At 43.4% G+C, this 17,449-nt stretch carries 10 protein-coding genes; 6 read left to right on the forward strand and 4 right to left on the reverse strand.

Annotation, left to right across the window (positions count from 1 at the left end; genetic code table 11):
• Positions 1-124: 124 nt before the first annotated feature.
• From J0X21_RS15480 to J0X21_RS15505, 6 genes are read left to right on the forward strand one after another with little or no spacing between them, the layout of a single operon-like run.
• Positions 125-379: a helix-turn-helix domain-containing protein gene (locus tag J0X21_RS15480; RefSeq protein WP_206813121.1), complete on the forward strand. Its 255-nt coding sequence runs from the start codon at positions 125-127 to the stop codon at positions 377-379.
• The gene (locus tag J0X21_RS15485; protein ID WP_206813122.1) at positions 360-3,005 is read left to right on the forward strand and encodes an N-6 DNA methylase; all 2,646 of its coding nucleotides are present in this window, start codon (positions 360-362) and stop codon (positions 3,003-3,005) included. The genes J0X21_RS15480 and J0X21_RS15485 overlap by 20 nt, the downstream gene beginning before the upstream one ends.
• On the forward strand, positions 2,999-4,819 hold the full coding sequence (locus tag J0X21_RS15490; protein WP_206813123.1) for a restriction endonuclease subunit S: 1,821 nt from the start codon (positions 2,999-3,001) through the stop codon (positions 4,817-4,819). Before J0X21_RS15485 ends, J0X21_RS15490 begins: the two co-directional genes overlap by 7 nt.
• Before the next feature lie 3 nt (positions 4,820-4,822).
• On the forward strand, positions 4,823-7,927 hold the full coding sequence (locus tag J0X21_RS15495; protein ID WP_206813124.1) for a type I restriction endonuclease subunit R: 3,105 nt from the start codon (positions 4,823-4,825) through the stop codon (positions 7,925-7,927).
• Complete coding sequence (locus J0X21_RS15500) at positions 7,928-8,626, forward strand: M48 family metallopeptidase (protein WP_206813125.1); 699 nt, start codon at positions 7,928-7,930, stop codon at positions 8,624-8,626. It abuts the gene before it with no gap.
• A gap of 16 nt (positions 8,627-8,642) precedes the next feature.
• The gene (locus J0X21_RS15505) at positions 8,643-11,369 is read left to right on the forward strand and encodes an ATP-dependent DNA helicase (protein WP_206813126.1); all 2,727 of its coding nucleotides are present in this window, start codon (positions 8,643-8,645) and stop codon (positions 11,367-11,369) included.
• A 906-nt stretch (positions 11,370-12,275) separates the two neighbouring features.
• Here J0X21_RS15505 and J0X21_RS15510 read toward each other — a convergent pair.
• The 4 genes from J0X21_RS15510 to J0X21_RS15525 form a co-directional block, all read right to left on the reverse strand.
• Positions 12,276-13,226 carry an FRG domain-containing protein gene (locus tag J0X21_RS15510; protein WP_206813127.1) on the reverse strand — a complete coding sequence of 317 codons (951 nt, stop codon included), beginning with the start codon at positions 13,224-13,226 and terminating at the stop codon, positions 12,276-12,278.
• A 114-nt stretch (positions 13,227-13,340) separates the two neighbouring features.
• Positions 13,341-14,153, reverse strand: a complete 813-nt coding sequence (locus J0X21_RS15515; protein WP_206813128.1) for a KilA-N domain-containing protein — start codon at positions 14,151-14,153, stop codon at positions 13,341-13,343.
• Between the two features lie 38 nt (positions 14,154-14,191).
• Entirely contained in the window at positions 14,192-14,902 is a 711-nt protein-coding gene (locus J0X21_RS15520) for a hypothetical protein (protein ID WP_206813129.1), read from the reverse strand.
• A 2-nt stretch (positions 14,903-14,904) separates the two neighbouring features.
• On the reverse strand, positions 14,905-17,322 hold the full coding sequence (locus tag J0X21_RS15525; RefSeq protein ID WP_206813130.1) for a Z1 domain-containing protein: 2,418 nt from the start codon (positions 17,320-17,322) through the stop codon (positions 14,905-14,907).
• Between the last annotated feature and the right edge of the window lie 127 nt (positions 17,323-17,449).

Below are 17,449 nucleotides of genomic sequence, written 5' to 3' on the forward strand. Positions count from 1 at the left end.
TTATTCAGGAATTCCATGAATCCCGCAATATCTTATTTAGTTTTCAAAGAGCCAAAAACCTAAATGTACCAAGGGCTCACGCCCTGTTTTTAATCTAAAATCATTATAGTACGAGGAGGATTTAATGAAAATCAGTTATAACAAATTATGGCACTTAATGCTTGACAAGAAAATGAATAAAGCTGACCTGAAACGAGCTACCGGAATTAGCACTGCCTCTATTGCCAAACTTGGCAGGGGAGAAAATATAACCACCGATATACTGGTTAAGATATGCAAGGCTCTCAAATGTGAACTGAAAGATATTATGGAACTGACACGAGAAGACGAAGGTACTCAAGAGGAAGTGAGGAGACTTTATGGCAGTAAAGAAAAGTGAATTATACAGTTCTCTTTGGGCGAGCTGTGATGCATTAAGAGGCGGTATGGATGCCTCACAATATAAGGACTACATACTTACATTGCTGTTTGTTAAGTACGTATCGGACAAGTTTAAGGGTGTTGCTTATGGCGACATCGACGTTCCCGAAGGCGGTAGTTTTGACGATATGCTCGCGCTGATTGGTAACAAGAACATCGGCGAGGAGATGGACAAAATTATCGCCAAACTCGCCGAAGCAAACAACCTCCGAGGAGTTATTGACAACGCTCACTTCAACGACGAGGACAAACTCGGCAAGGGTAAGGAAATGGTCGACAAATTGAGTGAGTTGCTTTGTATATTCCGTGACCAAATGCCTGACTTCAGCCGCAACCGCGCCGACGGCGACGACATCATCGGCGACGCTTATGAATACCTTATGCGGAACTTCGCCACCGAGAGCGGCAAGAGTAAGGGGCAATTCTATACTCCCGCCGAGGTATCCCGAGTACTCGCCAAAGTTGTCGGAATTGAACATGCCAAATCTGGCGAAACCACATTGTACGATCCGGCTTGTGGTTCCGGCTCCTTGCTAATACGCGCTGCCGAAGCCGCTCCAGTCGATGTAGCCATCTACGGCCAAGAGAAAGAAATCACCACCGCCGGTCTTGCCCGCATGAACCTTGTCCTGCATAACCGAGCGACCGCAGAAATTAAAGGCGGTTACAGCACGTTCTCTGATCCGCAGTTTAAGGATCCTAACGACGATGGAAAGTTGCGTCAGTTTGATTTTGCAGTGGTTAATCCTCCGTTCTCTGATAAGAACTGGACGCATGGCTTGAAAGAGTACGGACGTTTTGATGGTTACGGCGACCGCCCGCCACAGAAGAACGGCGATTTCGCTTGGCTGCTCCACATTATCAAGTCGCTGAAGCGCAACGGCAAGGCGGCGGTGATACTTCCCCACGGCGTATTGTTTCGTGGCAATGCGGAGGCAACAATACGGCAATCGCTGATTGACAAGGGTTTAATCAAAGGCATTATAGGCTTGCCTGCGAATTTGTTCTACGGCACAGGCATACCTGCTTGCATTATCGTCATCGACAAAGAGAACGCCGACGAGCGGGATGGCATCGTCATGATTGACGCGAGCCGCGACTTCATCAAGGACGGCAACAAAAACCGCCTGCGCGAGCGTGATGTTTATAAGATTACGACTGTGTTTAACCAGTTGGTGCAAGATCACAGTCTTGAATTCCCCAAATACGCCCGCTTTGTGCCGAATGACGAGATAAAGAATAAGAACATCTACAACCTCAACATACCGCGTTATATAGACAGCGGCGCGGCTGAGGATTTGCAAAGCATCGATGGTCACTTAAATGGCGGCATACCGAGTTCAGACGTCGACAGTCTGTCGCTCTACTGGGATACGTTTCCGAATTTGCAAGCTGCGTTGTTTAAGCCTTTCCGCAACGGGTTTTATTTGCTTGCCGTGGAAAAAGACGCTATTCGTGATACCATTTATGGCGACGCAGACTTTTCCGCGTATGCCGACAAGGTAAAAAACGCCTTTGAAAGTTGGAAGAACAAAGTTGACGGTAAACTCCGCGCCATAGACGGCACAACTAAGCCAAAACTGCTAATTGCGGAGATTGCCGAGCAAATTCTGGAGGAATACGAGCCTGTCACACTTGTTGATAAGTATGATGCTTATGAGGTGCTGCTGTCCTACTGGAACGAAGTAATGTCCGACGATGTATACCTGCTTGTTCAAGATGGCTATAAAGCAGTTCGTGATATTGAGGTGTTCACCAAGACGACCACCAAGAAAAAGAAGGATGGTACGGAAGAAACGAAAACCACTGAAACAGGTTGGGACGGCAAACTTGTGCCGAAATCCCTTGTAATAGAAATGTTCTTTACGGCAGAGCAGAAAGCCATTGACGATGCCGAAACAATCATCGCAGCAGCGCAAGCTGAACTGGATGAAATTATCGATAACGCAGAAGATGGCTCGGCAATCAATGATGTTTTGACAGATAAAGGCAAGTTGAACAAGACTGCGCTAAAGGCACAAATTGAAGAGATACGCTCAAGCATTATGACCGACGAAATTACGGCATTGCTTGCGCTGCTGAATTCCACTCTGCCAAAGAAGAGGGAAGTCGAGGCGTTTGTCCGCGCCAATCCGCTGTGCAAGAACGCCGTGACAGATAGCGGAACAATCACCGCCGCGAGCATTAAGGAGCGTATTGCGGAAATTCGAGCGACCGCCGATGTGCCTGAACTCCATGCCGATGATTACGCGGCTTTGATTTCGTTGCAAGAAAAACAAACGCTGATAGATGAGCAGAGCGCGGTTCTGAAAGACCTAAAATCCGACCTCGATAAGAAAGCCCGCGAGCAGTATGCCAAGTTGACCGACGAGCAGATTATGGAACTGCTGCTTAACCGCAAGTGGTATCGCTCACTTTTCGGCGGCGTTTACGCACTGTACACAGCGGTAAGCCACCGTATTGCCGAGCGGGTGACGGAACTTGCCGAACGTTATGAACGGACGATGCCTGAGCTTGAAACCGAAGTCGCCGAACTCGAGAGCATGGTGAAATCTCATCTGGAAAGGATGGGGTTTGTATGGTGATGGCTGGATATAAGAAAACTGTGGTTGGCATTGTTCCAGAGGATTGGGAGATCAATACTATCGAGTCAGCATCAGAGAGAATAGGCGATGTTGACCATCGAATGCCCCAATCTGTAGATTACGGAATTCCCTATATCATGACAGGAGATTTCTTTGGGGTAAATGGAATGAACTTTGCAAAAGCAAAGAAGATTTCGACGGAGGATTTTTACCTGTTATCCAGAAAAATCAGGCCAGAGAAAGGAGATATTATTTTTGCAAGATATGCTTCTATTGGAGCGGTAAGATATGTCGAAACGGAAAGACCGTTTATAATTTCATACTCATGCGTCATAATCAAACCATCGGCATCATGTAACGCAGTATACTTGTATTACATATTCCAAAGTGCCTCTATGCAAAAGCAAATTAACTTTGCAGTTAATACGGGGACGCAGAAAAATGTGGGGATTGGCTCACTAAAGAATTTTTTTCTGCCTTTGCCACAATACTCCGAGCAAACCGCCATTGCCAACGCGCTGTCTGACGTGGACGCGTACATCGCCGCGCTCGAAAAGCTGATTGCCAAGAAACGCGCCATCAAGCAAGGTGCTATGCAGGAACTGCTAACGGGCAAGCGCCGCTTGCCGGGGTTTGAGGGGGAGTGGGTGGAGAAGCCGCTACGAGAAGTCGCTCTTGACATTCGCACAGGCAAAAAGAACAACGAGGATAAAACATCCAATGGAAATTACCCGTTCTTTGTCCGTTCGCAGCAGGTTGAAACCATCGACAGCTATTCGTATGACGGCGAAGCTATCATAGTGCCGGGTGAGGGTAATATTGGTGAGATATTCCACTACATTGTCGGCAAGTTTGACTTTCACCAAAGAGTTTATAAGGTCAGCGACTTTGCACCTGACTACTGCGGTAAGTATGTATATTATCAAATGAAAATGTCGTTCGGAAAACACGCTCTTGAAAACACTTCAAAGGCAACGGTGGATTCGCTTCGTTTGCCCGTGTTTCACGAGTTTATGGTGAACCTACCTCCAACAAAAGGAGAACAAGAGGAAATCGCCATCGTCCTCTCCGATATGGACGCGGAGATTGATGCTCTGACGGCGAAGCTGAACAAGGCGAAATATATCAAGCAAGGAATGATGAGCGAACTGCTGACGGGTAGAATTCGGCTCGTAGAGCAGGAAGCACCCGCCGAACCCGTCGCTGCCCCGAAGGTTGTAGAACTGCCGAAGCAGGAAGCCAAGGGACACAACCAGCAGTTCGACGACGCCGTGATGATAGCGGGCATCGTGAACGCCCTCTACTCCGACAAGTTCCCACTTGGCAGGAAGAAGGTACAGAAGTGCCTTTATCTCCTACGCCGTCATCAGGATGAAAGCACGGAGGCGTTCAAAAAGAAAGCGGCAGGTCCCTATGCCGACGAAGTGCGTTACAAGGGCGGCGAGCCGATTGCCCGAAGCGCAAACTATATTGTCACAACGACCACCAAGGATAAAGGCACGACTTTTGCGCGGGGCAAGAACATCAGCCAAGCCCTAGGCTATATCGAAAGCTGGGGCAAACAGGACGACATCAAATGGGTCGCCGACAAACTGAAATTTAAGAAGGTTGACGAGTTGGAACTGCTCGCCACCGTGGATATGGCAATCTGCGACTTGGAGGAAGCGGGAACACCCGTATCGGTAGCTGCCATTAAGCACCTGATTGCCACCAATGCGGAATGGAAAGCAAAGCTGAAACGGCAGATATTCAGTGATGCCAACATCGCCCGCGCTATTCGTGAACTGCAAACGCTGCTGCAAGGAGGGAACTAATCGATGCCGAGGATTAACGAAGCCGAGCGCAAAACACAAGACCGCGTACTCGCCTTGTTCCGCGACAAGGCGGCTCTTGGCTATGATTATTACGGTGATCTGCGCCATCAAACAAACACCAATATAATGACCGACAAACTGATGGCGTGGCTCGTTTCGCCCAAAGGCGGCGGTTACAGCGCGAGCTTGGCCTCAAAGGCGGTTGACGCTCTTGTCCGCGCTGCGGGCAACCTGCAGCAGGGGCCGTACAAGGCGAATCAGGACGTGTATTCGCTCCTCAAATACGGCGCGAAAGTCAAGGAGAACCCCGGTGAGCCGGAAAAGACCGTGTACTTCATCGACTGGGAACACTCCCACAACAACGAGTTTGCCATCGCCGAGGAAGTGACGATAAAGTCGGGCAGCGAACGCCGCCCCGACCTTGTTGTGTATATCAACGGTATAGCTGTCGCGGTGATTGAACTGAAAAAGTCCACCGTGTCGGTGTCGCAGGGTATACGGCAGAACATCTCCAACCAGAACGAGCATTTTAACAAGCCATTTTTCACCACTATTCAGTTTGTTATGGCCGGCAACAACGGCGAGGGGTTGCGCTACGGCACCATTGAAACACCGGAGAAGTATTATCTTGAATGGAAAAATGATACCGTCAACACAGAGGTGCAGTCGCTTGACAACGTTTCGATTGATATTAACGAAAAGTGCAAACAGCTTCCCGAAAAACTTGACTGGCAACTGTTTAGCATGTTCCACAAGCGGCGCTTCCTTGACCTTATCCATAACTTCGTCGTGTTCGACAAGGGCATTAAAAAAGTGTGCCGTCATAACCAGTTCTTCGGCATCAAAAAGGCACAGTTGAAACTAGGCAAGAAACAGGGTGGCATTATCTGGCACACCCAAGGCAGCGGCAAGACGCTAACGATGGTGTGGTTGTCCAAGTGGATATTGGCGAACAACCCCAATGCCCGTGTGCTAATAGTAACCGACCGTGAAGAGTTGGACGAGCAAATGGAGAAAGTCTACAAGGGCGTCGATGAGCAGGTTTACCGTACGAGTTCTTGTGCTGATCTTGTGGAGAAATTGGATAGGACCGATAAACGACTGATTTGCACACTGATTCATAAGTTTGGTTTGCGTAATAACTCAGAAAATAGTGAAAGCCAAGCAAGAAAATCTGTAGAGCAATTTATTAGAGAACTAAGAGCTGCCCTGCCACAAGACTTTAAGGCAAAGGGTGATTTTGTAGTTTTCGTAGACGAATGCCATAGAACGCAGAGCGGGCTACTCCACGAAGCAATGAAAGAGATACTGCCAAACGCAATATTTATCGGTTTCACGGGTACGCCATTACTTGTAAAAGACAAGAAAACAAGTATAGAAGTTTTTTCGCCGGGGTATATCCACACCTACAAATATGACGAAGCCGTCGCGGACGGCGTTGTTCTTGATTTGCGCTACGAAGCCCGCGATATTGAGCAAATAATCACCGCCCAGGACAAGATTGACGCCTACTTTGACGCCAAGACCCGGGGGCTTAATGACGCGGCAAAAGCAAAACTTAAGTCCAAGTGGGGCAATATGCAAAAGGTTTACAGTTCCCGCAAGCGACTTGAGGTTATCGCTGAGGACATTATTGCCGATTTTGACATCAAGAACCGGCTCGCCGACGGCAACGGCAACGCGATGCTCGTGGCGGATTCGATTTACTCCGCGTGCAAGTATTACGAGATTTTCCAGTCACGCGGATTTAAACAGTGCGCGATTGTTACGTCGTTTGTGCCGCTTGAAAGCAATCTTCGCACCGAAGTCGAGGATGCTGAGGAGTTCGAGAAATATGAAGTATACAAGAGGATGCTGAACGGTCAGAATGCCGAGGACTTTGAAGCTGAGGCAAAGCGAAAGTTCATCGAGGAACCGGCACAGATGAAGCTGCTCATTGTAGTTGACAAATTGCTGACGGGATTTGACGCACCGCCCTGCACATATCTCTACATTGACAAATCTATGCACGATCATGGGCTGTTCCAGGCAATTTGCCGCGTCAACCGTCTTGATGGCGAAGAAAAGGATTTCGGCTACATTGTGGACTACAAGCAGTTGTTCGGCGACTTGGCCGATGCTCTTAACAAATATACGTCAGGGGCGTTTGAGGGATACGCCGCTGAGGATATTGAGGGTTTAATTAAAGACCGCCTCGATGAAGCGAAGAAGTATCTTGACGCAACGCTTGAGGAACTCGATGACCTCTGCGGAGGAGTGCCCGCTCCGCGATCCGAGATTGACTATATCCATTACTTCTGCGGCGAGAACGGTGTGGGCGGCATAGATGACGAATCTTGCTCCCGGAGCCGTGAGAAGCTGTACAAACTTGTGAACCGCCTTGTCCGCGCCTATGCTGAGATAAAGGGTGATATGGCAAATGCCGGATATACCGCTTCTGAGCAAGCAGATATTGACAAGAAAGTCACATTCTATATCGCCCTGAAAGAAACCATCGGCAACGCCAGCGGCGACTTTATCGACCTGAAATCATATGAAACGGATATGCGTCGCCTTATCGATACCTATATCAAAGCAGATGACAGCCGCAAAATTGGCGAATTCGATGACTTCACCCTGCTTGACTTTGTTTTGGTGCAGGGTGAGAAACTTGGTGGCAAGGGCAAGGAAGCCGCAGCCGAGGTGATTGAGAACAATATTCGCAAAAAGGTCGTTGAAAAGATTCTCATCAACCCGAAGTATTATGAGAAATTGTCGGCTATCCTTGACGAGCTAATCAAGGCACGGCATGAGGGCGCGATTGCCTACGAGAAGCTATTGGAGAAGTATATTGAACTGGTCAAAAACGCCGAGAGCCCTGAAAATAATCCTCACTATCCCGAAAGCATACGGCACAGCGGAGCGCTGCGTGCGTTTTATGACAACTGTGGCAACGATGAGGCGTTAACAATCGCCCTTGATAAGGCTGTTCGTGAAAGCAAACAGGTAGACTTCCGGCACAACGAATTTAAGGAGCGAAGAATTAAGCAAGCCTTATTTAAGGTGCTGAACGATAAAGACGAGGTCGAGCGGGTCTACAATATCGTTGTAGAACAAGGAGAATACTAGATGATACTAAATATTTCAGGCATTCCAATTGAGGTATGCAAAAAGAATATAAAGAACATGCACCTTTATGTAAAGCCTCCGGACGGCAATGTGATGGTATCCGCACCTCTCTCAATGAGCGACGAGGCGATAGAACGGTTTGTGCGGACAAAGGTCAGTTGGATTAAGAAGCAGATTAACAAGTTCGATAATCAGTTACGCCAATCGGAACGGGAATATGTTTCCGGGGAAACGCTGTACGTTTGGGGTAAGCAATACTACGTCCAAACCGAATACGGCAATAAGAATTCGCTCGTGTTGGCAGGGGATAAGGCTGTGCTAACTGTCCGCAAGGAAAGCACCGCTGAACAGCGAGAAAAATTCGTCCGCGAATGGTATCGGGAACTGCTGAAGGCAGAGATAGCCCGGGTGCTTCCCAAGTGGGAGAAAATAACGGGCTTAAAAGCCGCAAGCTGGCAAACTAAGTATATGACCACTCGTTGGGGAACTTGTAATACGAAAACAGGGAAATTATGGTTCAACTTGCAACTTGCCAAGAAATCGCCAGAGTGCCTTGAATACGTTATCCTCCACGAACTGGTTCACCTTGTAGAAAAGAAGCACAACGAGCGGTTCGTTTCACTGATGGACAGGTATATGCCGATGTGGAGAGAAGTCAAGGCAACGCTGAACGGGCAGACGCTCGACTATATGGAATAGTAAGAGGTGGTAGCAATTGTCTACTGTAACACTTTTACGAATAGATGCACAGATTTTAACTATAGACAAGGTTATTTGCCGTCATATAGACAGCCTTGGCACTTCACCAAGAGGTGTAGTTTCGCAGGACATCCTGTCTCAACTGCGTAACTTTGTTGAGCATATAATGCTGAAGTTCTACGCAAACGGTCAAGACATTGATAATAGTTATGAAAATATTTGCAAAGCTATTGATTTTGTAAAGTCTCGCGGTAATTTGAAAGTGCTGCGACGGTTTCACGATTATTTACAAATTGTAGCTTCACACTACACGCTTGACGAGGAAAACTCCGAGCGTTTGATGCTGAAATACTATGAATACCTTCTGAAAGTTAAAAACCTCCTGCATGAGAGGTTTTCTCTTGATGTTCTTGGCAACCTCGACAAGTTCCCACTGAACACGGATTCAACCTTGCAGGAATATTACGAAAAAATTGCCGCTAAGATAAAACGGCACAATACACAGGGGGTTGGAAAATCCGAAAAATTCTATATTCAAAAGATTAAGCCGTTCTTTATCGGACAACGGATTTACTATGAGGTGACTTTCACACCAGCCAATGATTATGCAAGCAAGTTTAATCGGGTTATCGCCTTTACAAGTTTGGAAATAACTGATAACTATGCTGTGAAGTTTGCCTTAGTCCCCGACAGCATTGAAATCCTCGGTAAGACTATGCCTATCATCGTTATCGTAGGTTGGGAAGTCGCAATTCGAGATTGCGAGTTTAAGAATTTCACATGTCTGATTAGAGGAACGCCCGTTACGACCGGATACGCCGAACAACAAGGCATCTCGCAATTTTTAACGTCAACCGGATTTAATCTGACAGAACTCGTTGATTTCCCCGATGCGGAATTTCAAAAAGTTAAGCAGCAAGCTACACAACGAGCTAAGGCAATTGTGTTCCTCAATGATTTAGAACGTTGCCGTGCGATAATAAAAGCCAATAGTTCGGGCAGTAATCTCCTAAGGTATTTGCTCTACCATATGAATAACAAAGTAATTAAGAACCAGCAGCAAAGCCTTGCAAACGATAATCTGTCCGGGCTTTATGTAAAAAACGGTTGTATCCCGTTCGACAGTATACCTTTTAATTTCTCGCCGATAGGACATAACCCCAGACTGGGCGATTTGTTCGCTTGTATCGATGCCACCGAACGGCAACACGAAATACTTGCACGACTAGTTAGGAACAACACCGAAATTAAAGGACAGCTTTTTACGCCCGTAAAGGATATTGTTGGATTTGATGATATAGCGGCACTCGTAAGAACATATAATGCTGCTCTATGGCACGGACATCGTGAAAACAGCAAATTAGTGATTGAAAATGGGCACATCTTCATTAATGGCTATAAAAACGATACCCTTTTTATTATTGCCAAACTTGAGGACTTGTCAAAAAGCGGAGTTCAAAACTATTCAAACTCTGTAAGGGCGTGGTTGAGCGGACCTAACCACGGTGTTGACTGCGACGAAAAAAAAGAGGCTTTAATCCGAATGTTTGAAAACTCACGGGTGGCTTTAGTGTACGGCTCGGCCGGCACGGGAAAGTCTACGTTCATAAATCACATAGCACACTTATTTGCGGATAAGGAAAAACTGTTTTTAGCACAGACCAACCCCGCTGTCGATAATTTGAAACGACGCGTGACAGCCTCAAACTGCACGTTTTCAACGATTACAAAGTTTCTGAAAAGGCAGAGCATCATTACTGACTATGACTTGCTGATAATAGACGAATGCAGTACGGTGAACAATCGTGATATGAGAGATATTCTTACCAAAGCTACATACAAGCTGTTGGTATTGGTTGGCGACTCATATCAGATAGCATCTATCCGATTTGGCAACTGGTTCGGCGTGGCTCGTGCGTTTGTTCCTGAAGCTTCGGTGTTTGAGTTAACGAAGCCTTATCGGAGCAACAATGCGGGCTTGCTTACACTATGGGACAGGGTGCGCAAGATGGATGATACCATTCTCGAACTCATTACACGGCAAGGATATTCCGCTACTTTGGACGTTTCCATTTTCGCGCCTGCAGAAGCTGACGAAATCATTCTTTGCCTTAACTATGATGGACTATACGGAATTAACAACATTAACCGTTTCTTGCAAGAGAGCAATCCGAGCTTTGCCGTGCCGTGGGGAATTCAGCAGTATAAGGTTAACGACCCGATTTTGTTCAATGAATCCGACCGCTTTGCACCAATAATTTACAATAATATGAAAGGACGAATTGTAGGGATAGAAATTCTTGATAGTGAAAAGCCCACCGAGCGCATACAGTTTGATATAGAACTCGACAAGGTAATCAATGGTGTAGATGCCTTCGATCAGGATTTTGAGTTGTTGGATAGTGCTGAGAGCGGAAACTCTATAATACGTTTTTGTGTCAACAAACTAAAAAGCACCGATGAAGATGATGACGAATCTTCAAAGGCGGTTGTTCCGTTTCAAGTTGCCTACGCTGTTTCGATTCATAAAGCGCAGGGCCTGGAATACAATTCCGTTAAAATCGTCATAACAGACGAAATCGACGAGTTGATAACGCACAACATCTTTTATACGGCTATTACCCGTGCGAGAAATAAGCTGAAAATCTACTGGACACCTGAGGTCGAGCAAAAAGTGTTGAGTAGCATAAAACCGAAAAACAGCAATAAAGATGTGCAATTGTTGAAGAGAGGCAATCAATAATGACCTATGGATAACTAGTTTTTCTTCTTTGGACTGCCAGAAGCTCCATAATGTGAAATAACGAGCATTATTACAAAGGGTAAATACTTAGATTGAATTAATATAATTGCCTGGTTTCCGAGAACAGAAAAAAGCTATAAAATACTGTGGATATGTTTCCACGCACTGAAAATGCCCATAATAACCTCTATTGACATGTTCCCTCGCACGGAAAAAATAAAAATGCTCTCAAGACATCAATCTGACGGGCTCGTTCCATTTTACATACGAAAAACATCCAAAATGACCACTCAAGATATTGTATGAATTATTCCCTTGAACAAGCATATTATATGGACATATTCCCGAGAACGGACAATTCCATAAAAATCACTATCGACCTATTCCCGCGAACGGAGAAATAAAAATTACAGTCCAGACATCAAGATGAGCCTATCGTTCCACGGCGAGTGGCCGTATTAAATGCACTCTGGCAAACTGGACCGATTAGCATACAAGATACCTCGAACTGAGTTGGATAAATGTAAAGGACGAGATGATTTCAAACAGAGCGGTGTACTTCTTGGTGTATGCGAGGGGGGTCGTTTTCCCCCATTTTCGCACACAAATACACAAAACCCTCCTTCTTTTCGAGTATTTGTTTATTTCCGTGTAAAAGTGCGACCCCCTAAACAAAAAGTTCCCTTGAATCATACGTCCAAGGAAACATAAAACACACTAGCAAATTATCCCAAAACCCTGAAAACCGCTGATACCAAGCTACTTCCGCTCTATCAACACGACTGTCTCAACGTGCCTTGAGTAGACAAAAATGATGTCGTTAGGACCTGGTAATTCCTTGGCGGCAAAATAACGGCTATTATAATATATTGCGCAATGCAGCCAACTATTTGATACAATATTAACCTAAAAATTAAATCTGTCTTTAATGTCATCAAAAATTTCTGTACATATATTTTCAGGTTCAGGGAATAGGTAACTTTTCGTAATACCGAGTTCAACAAGCTCTCGAAGGAGTTTACTCTTTATATTACTGGGAATTATTAACTCCAGGCAATTCTTCGGAACCCACTTTACTAAATTTTCTTTGAAAAAGGGCTTTCCAGATAATTCTTCTATGATATTAGGAAATATCAAAAAGAGACCCTGTTGTCTTTTAATACGTTCAGATTGTAATTCTGCTTCGAAAAAGATTGGAGCAGAAAGTCTATCTTGAATTTGTTTTATATCCACTGAATCATAATTACTGAATTTCCAATAATTCTTTGTTTCTAAGTATTTTTTATAGTCATAAAAACTGTATACAGTAAATTCACTCACATAATTCATATCGGCAATAGCATTTACGAAAGGCGAATAACAATTATATATATAATCTTCGCTTTCATAAAAGATTAATACTTTTCCATTTTTTTGCTTTTCATTTTCAGATTTATTCTGACACGCAAAATATAAAGCCACTAACGCATTTGTTGTAAAATCCAGAAGACGTGTAGGTAAACCGTAATGTTGGAGCTTAGTAATTGTTTGAATCGGGAAAATATCACTGACAAAAAGCTCAGGCATTTTTAACCGCGCCTTGTCAATCATTTTTTCTTCAAAACGAAGTGGTGTATTATGCACGTTTTTATTTATAATACGTTCAATGTTTGGAACGTTATCATATTCAAAATCAGAAAGCCCTCTGAACAATTTAATTGATTTTGAGACTAAGCTCCCTCCAGGTAATGTAAAATTGTTAACTTGATTTATGTAATCATTTATTGATTCAACTGTATTATTGCCAGCCATATTAATCAAGCCCCCCAAAAAGCTATACTTCAGTATTTCCGCTGCCAATTGCAGTTCTGTATGCATATTTTGGAAATAACTCCTCTTTTTACAATAGTGTGCTTAAGAAGTCTGCTAAGCCCGTCACATTTTATTCACTCCAGTTTTATTAATCTTCAAGTCTTTTAATGGTATCCACATTTATTTTTTCTGTATCGCCTCAAGTTGACGGATGGCTAATTTATTCAGAAGCTGCAGCCTCTCCGATTGTGATTTATCCTGCTCAATTAAAATCGCATTATAGCTTTCCATATTAGCCAACACCAGTAATTGATTCAAGGTAGCATAATCTCTGATATTTCCATTTTTATCAGGATTTTTTTCGCGCCACTGCTTCGCAGTTATGCCAAACAGTGCTACATTAAGCACATCGGCCTCGCTGGCATAGGTCATGGAGATTTGATACGGTGTCAATTCTGGCGGAATTAAATTTTCTTTGATTGCATCAGTGTGAATTCTGTAATTTAGTTTTGAAATCTCACGATTGAGATTCCAACCTAGGGAAAGCCGACTACTTTCATCGTTTTTCAGCCTTTTATAGTCTTTGATTATATAGAGCTTAAACTCCGCCGAAATCCAAGAAGCAAATTCAAAAGCAATATCAGAATGAGCAAAGGTACCACCATTTCTGCCTGATTTGGAGACAATACCGATTGCATTTGTACTATCAATCCATTTTTGAGGTGACAATGTAAAAGCGTTTGAACCAGCTTGATTTCTAAAGGAGTCGAATTCGACCCCTTTAAATTTATCATTATGTAATTGTTCCCAGAGACCCAAAAATTCAATTGTGTCCTTACTTCTCATCCAATTTTTAATAACATCTTTGGGTTCATCACTTTTATAGCGTGCGATATCTGTAAGTGAAATAAATTCGTTTTGAAAATCTTCAGTATAGATTGCAATGTCCACGCCTTTGGCGTGGATTGTTTCCTTGATTGGCTTCTTTGCCATTGGTATCCTCCTGTTCCTTATGTAATTGGTACTCCTGTTTATTCATGAAGCGAGGTATAATCAGCCTTAAGGTAAATCTTGTAGTCACTAATTCTAATGTTGTATTTTCTCAGCATTCTTTCAATAACATTTCTAATTTGGTTAGCGCTCATATTTGTCATAACATGCACATCTGTCCCCTTAATTTTTCTTGGCGCTCGTATTACTTTTGTGTCTATGCAAAAATAGGGAACTTTTCTGCCCTGCATAGTTTTGTCCTCAACAAAGCTTCGGAATAGACTTAAGTCTTTAGATGCCAGAACTTCACATGTCTGGACAAAAACATCTTTCCATTCCTTAGCGTCATACCTTTGCCCAAAAAGTTCAAATCCAGCGGGGCGCTTATGTGTATACACATCGTAAAGAGTATGTGGGATATTCTGATCGACTCTTAACGAGTTATAATCCGGTATCAGTTTCTCTTTTGATTCAGATATCTCCTTTTCGACAATGCTCTCTTCAACCTCTTCATCAATTTGCAACATATCTGAATATTCGTCCAATTGATACTGTATACTATCTATCGTAGCTAAAAAATCCGTTAGCAAAGGTATTTTATCATAATTCTTCTTATCAATTGCTTGGTTAAACGCAGATTTAATGCTTTCTCTGCTTCCCCCAATGCACTGATTTAGCAACTCGATACATTCCTGTATTTCCAAAGCATCATTTGGGAACTCTTTCTTCAAAAAAGTAATAAGTTTGTCCATGATTATACCTCCCATTCATCTCTGACTCTTCCATCAGCATCGGGCAGAGCAAAGATAGTGGTTTTCTCGCTGGCTTGTGCGATGATAACAGGCCACCAAAATTCGCTGCCATTCCATCCGTCAGCTGTTCCATCCTGATGAATGAGCATAAGCACCGGGGTATCTACTGCTAGCACACGAAGCATTTTTAGTTCGTAACCTGTATCAGGTGCATCCTGATACGCAATACCATTTGTTTTGTACTTGGAAATATGGCGGCCACGGCGAGTATATAACAATACTTCTCTTTTTTTCCTTGACAAATAATTAAGAGTAGATAGAAAATAATCCACTGGAACAAATCTTGATGATTCTTCATCGCTCTCAAGAATTGAGTAAGTCAGATTAATAATCTGCGTAAGATCATCTACATTAACTCGAGTAACCTCAGACCCCTGTTCTTTTCTTAACTCCAAAGCAGCCAATCGCTTGCCTATGTCATTACTGATTTTATTAGCATAACTCTTTGGGATTGGCGTAAAACCAATTGGTAAGATACGAGCATAAGGCTTTAAAAGTACAACATCTGAAAGTGCTATTTTACTGGGAGCACAAGGAACAACAGCATCTCTAACCTCTTGACCGCGTTCATCGCGTCTTACCCCTGAATGTTTCTGTAAGAAGTAGATGCCATCCTCAAAGGTTTTATTTTCGATATTCTCTCTTAGAGACTTGTCCATTTCGGTGATAAGAGTCATATTTTCATAAATGCGCCGGGTTGTATAGAACCGTGTTACTGAGAGTAAATTCTTATCTCTGTATCCAAACATACGCGAGTGTTGCATGACAGTATCTTGCTGCATGGTAATGGGATTTCTTCCGTAATAGAAACCAATCATGCGAGGGATGGTAACTCCACGATCAAGTACTTGTCCGCCCACGAAAATCGATAAAGGTGAACGTAACCTTAGTTCGCCGGTATCCTCATCAAGGATGGCATCCATTTCCTTGTCACTGTTAACTACTGTGATACTGATGAAATCCTTTTGAATTGATTGATAAAATGCTTCTTCCAACACATCAAATTCAGGCATATGATAGCCATATTCAGTATATGATTTTTCTATATCTTCGTAAGACTCTCTGAGCAGGGAGTCAATTATGCTTTGAGTCGCTGAATCACGAGACTTTATCTGTTTGAAAAATTCACGAGTTACAGCTTCGAGACTAAAATGTGAGGATTTTTGTGTCGCAGTATGAATTACATACGAATAATGAGTGTTTTTATTGGTCATTCTCAAAACGCATCCTCCGACCACAAAATTCATCAGACCTTTCTTAAATACAGAAAGATGTGTTTGATCAGTAAGGATGTTTTCAATTTTGAAGGTACGCCTATCATTGATTTTTGATTTCTTGTTTTTACGTTTTTGATCTGAGACGAGCTCGTTCTCTTCCTCTGAAACAGGTTCAAAGATTAATCGGGCTGGGTGACTATCATCTTTCGAATATAAGAAATAATAATCGCCGCCAATATAGTTTTCTCCTGGCGGGACTAACACAGTTCGTTTTGGCTTTATTGGCTTAGTTATATCGCTTTCTATTTCGGGTTGCAAATATAAAGCATAAGGTGTCGCTGTCACCTGTACAAAAACACATCCTCTTAGGGTTCCGCGCAGAGCATTTACCTTCGATGCAACTTTCCTCAAATAAAACTCATCTTCCGTGTCTTTAACTTTAGTAAATCCAATGCCGGTTGTATCTGCTTCATCATCAATGATTAAACAATTTTTCCTCTGATCAAGAGTATAATATGTAATAAAATTACTGATTTTATCAAGATTTCTATGTTCTTTCTTCGATATAACTACTAGCTTTTTCTCGAGCTCGTAATCAGTAAGGCCGTCTAGCACGTTCATAATGTCAAATACTTCAACTTCGTTATCTGAAATTTCTTTACGAAATTCTTGACGCATACGCTTGTATGTCTGCTTGACCAAAGCTGTACTATTTTTTGTGAGAATAATTACCATATCAAATTTATTATCAAACGCCAATGCCATCAACCCAGTAAATGCTCTGGTTTTGCCGCTTTGAATATAACCCAAAAGCATTAATGGCTGACCTGTTTTTTCACTATAGGCTTCAAGGTTCTCAACGCAATAACGACATGCTTCTTCTATGCACTGCTGAAGTGCTGGAGTGTATGAATGCATCTTCTTTTTTGCTTCGTAATATTTGCCGAAATCAATGTTAATCCTTCGTTGTTGTTTTTCAGTTTCAGTTCTGCCATCCTCGGGTTTAATAGCGTCTTGAGGCAATAACCATGTCTTTCCAGTTCTCTTGACGCCAATTATTCTTCCTTGTTCACAGAGAACAGCAACTCTTCGCTGAGAGATGCCCCAGCGTTCAGCGGCTTCTTTTGTAGTAATGAAATCCATAAATATATCCTCCTCGTACTATAATGATTTTAGATTAAAAACAGGGCGTGAGCCCTTGGTACATTTAGGTTTTTGGCTCTTTGAAAACTAAATAAGATATTGCGGGATTCATGGAATTCCTGAATAA

Origin of the sequence: Paradesulfitobacterium ferrireducens, from assembly GCF_017310645.1 — a bacterium.
Lineage (GTDB): Bacteria > Bacillota > Desulfitobacteriia > Desulfitobacteriales > Desulfitobacteriaceae > Paradesulfitobacterium > Paradesulfitobacterium ferrireducens.

Bases quoted from the DNA above. Each gene is read 5' to 3' on its own strand.
- J0X21_RS15480 (WP_206813121.1), top strand. From the start codon at position 125: ATGAAAATCAGTTATAACAAATTATGGCACTTAATGCTTGACAAGAAA.
- J0X21_RS15485 (WP_206813122.1), top strand. From the start codon at position 360: ATGGCAGTAAAGAAAAGTGAATTATACAGTTCTCTTTGGGCGAGCTGT.
- J0X21_RS15490 (WP_206813123.1), top strand. From the start codon at position 2,999: ATGGTGATGGCTGGATATAAGAAAACTGTGGTTGGCATTGTTCCAGAG.
- J0X21_RS15495 (WP_206813124.1), top strand. From the start codon at position 4,823: ATGCCGAGGATTAACGAAGCCGAGCGCAAAACACAAGACCGCGTACTC.
- J0X21_RS15500 (WP_206813125.1), top strand. From the start codon at position 7,928: ATGATACTAAATATTTCAGGCATTCCAATTGAGGTATGCAAAAAGAAT.
- J0X21_RS15510 (WP_206813127.1), bottom strand. From the start codon at position 13,226: ATGCATACAGAACTGCAATTGGCAGCGGAAATACTGAAGTATAGCTTT.
- J0X21_RS15515 (WP_206813128.1), bottom strand. From the start codon at position 14,153: ATGGCAAAGAAGCCAATCAAGGAAACAATCCACGCCAAAGGCGTGGAC.
- J0X21_RS15520 (WP_206813129.1), bottom strand. From the start codon at position 14,902: ATGGACAAACTTATTACTTTTTTGAAGAAAGAGTTCCCAAATGATGCT.
- J0X21_RS15525 (WP_206813130.1), bottom strand. From the start codon at position 17,322: ATGGATTTCATTACTACAAAAGAAGCCGCTGAACGCTGGGGCATCTCT.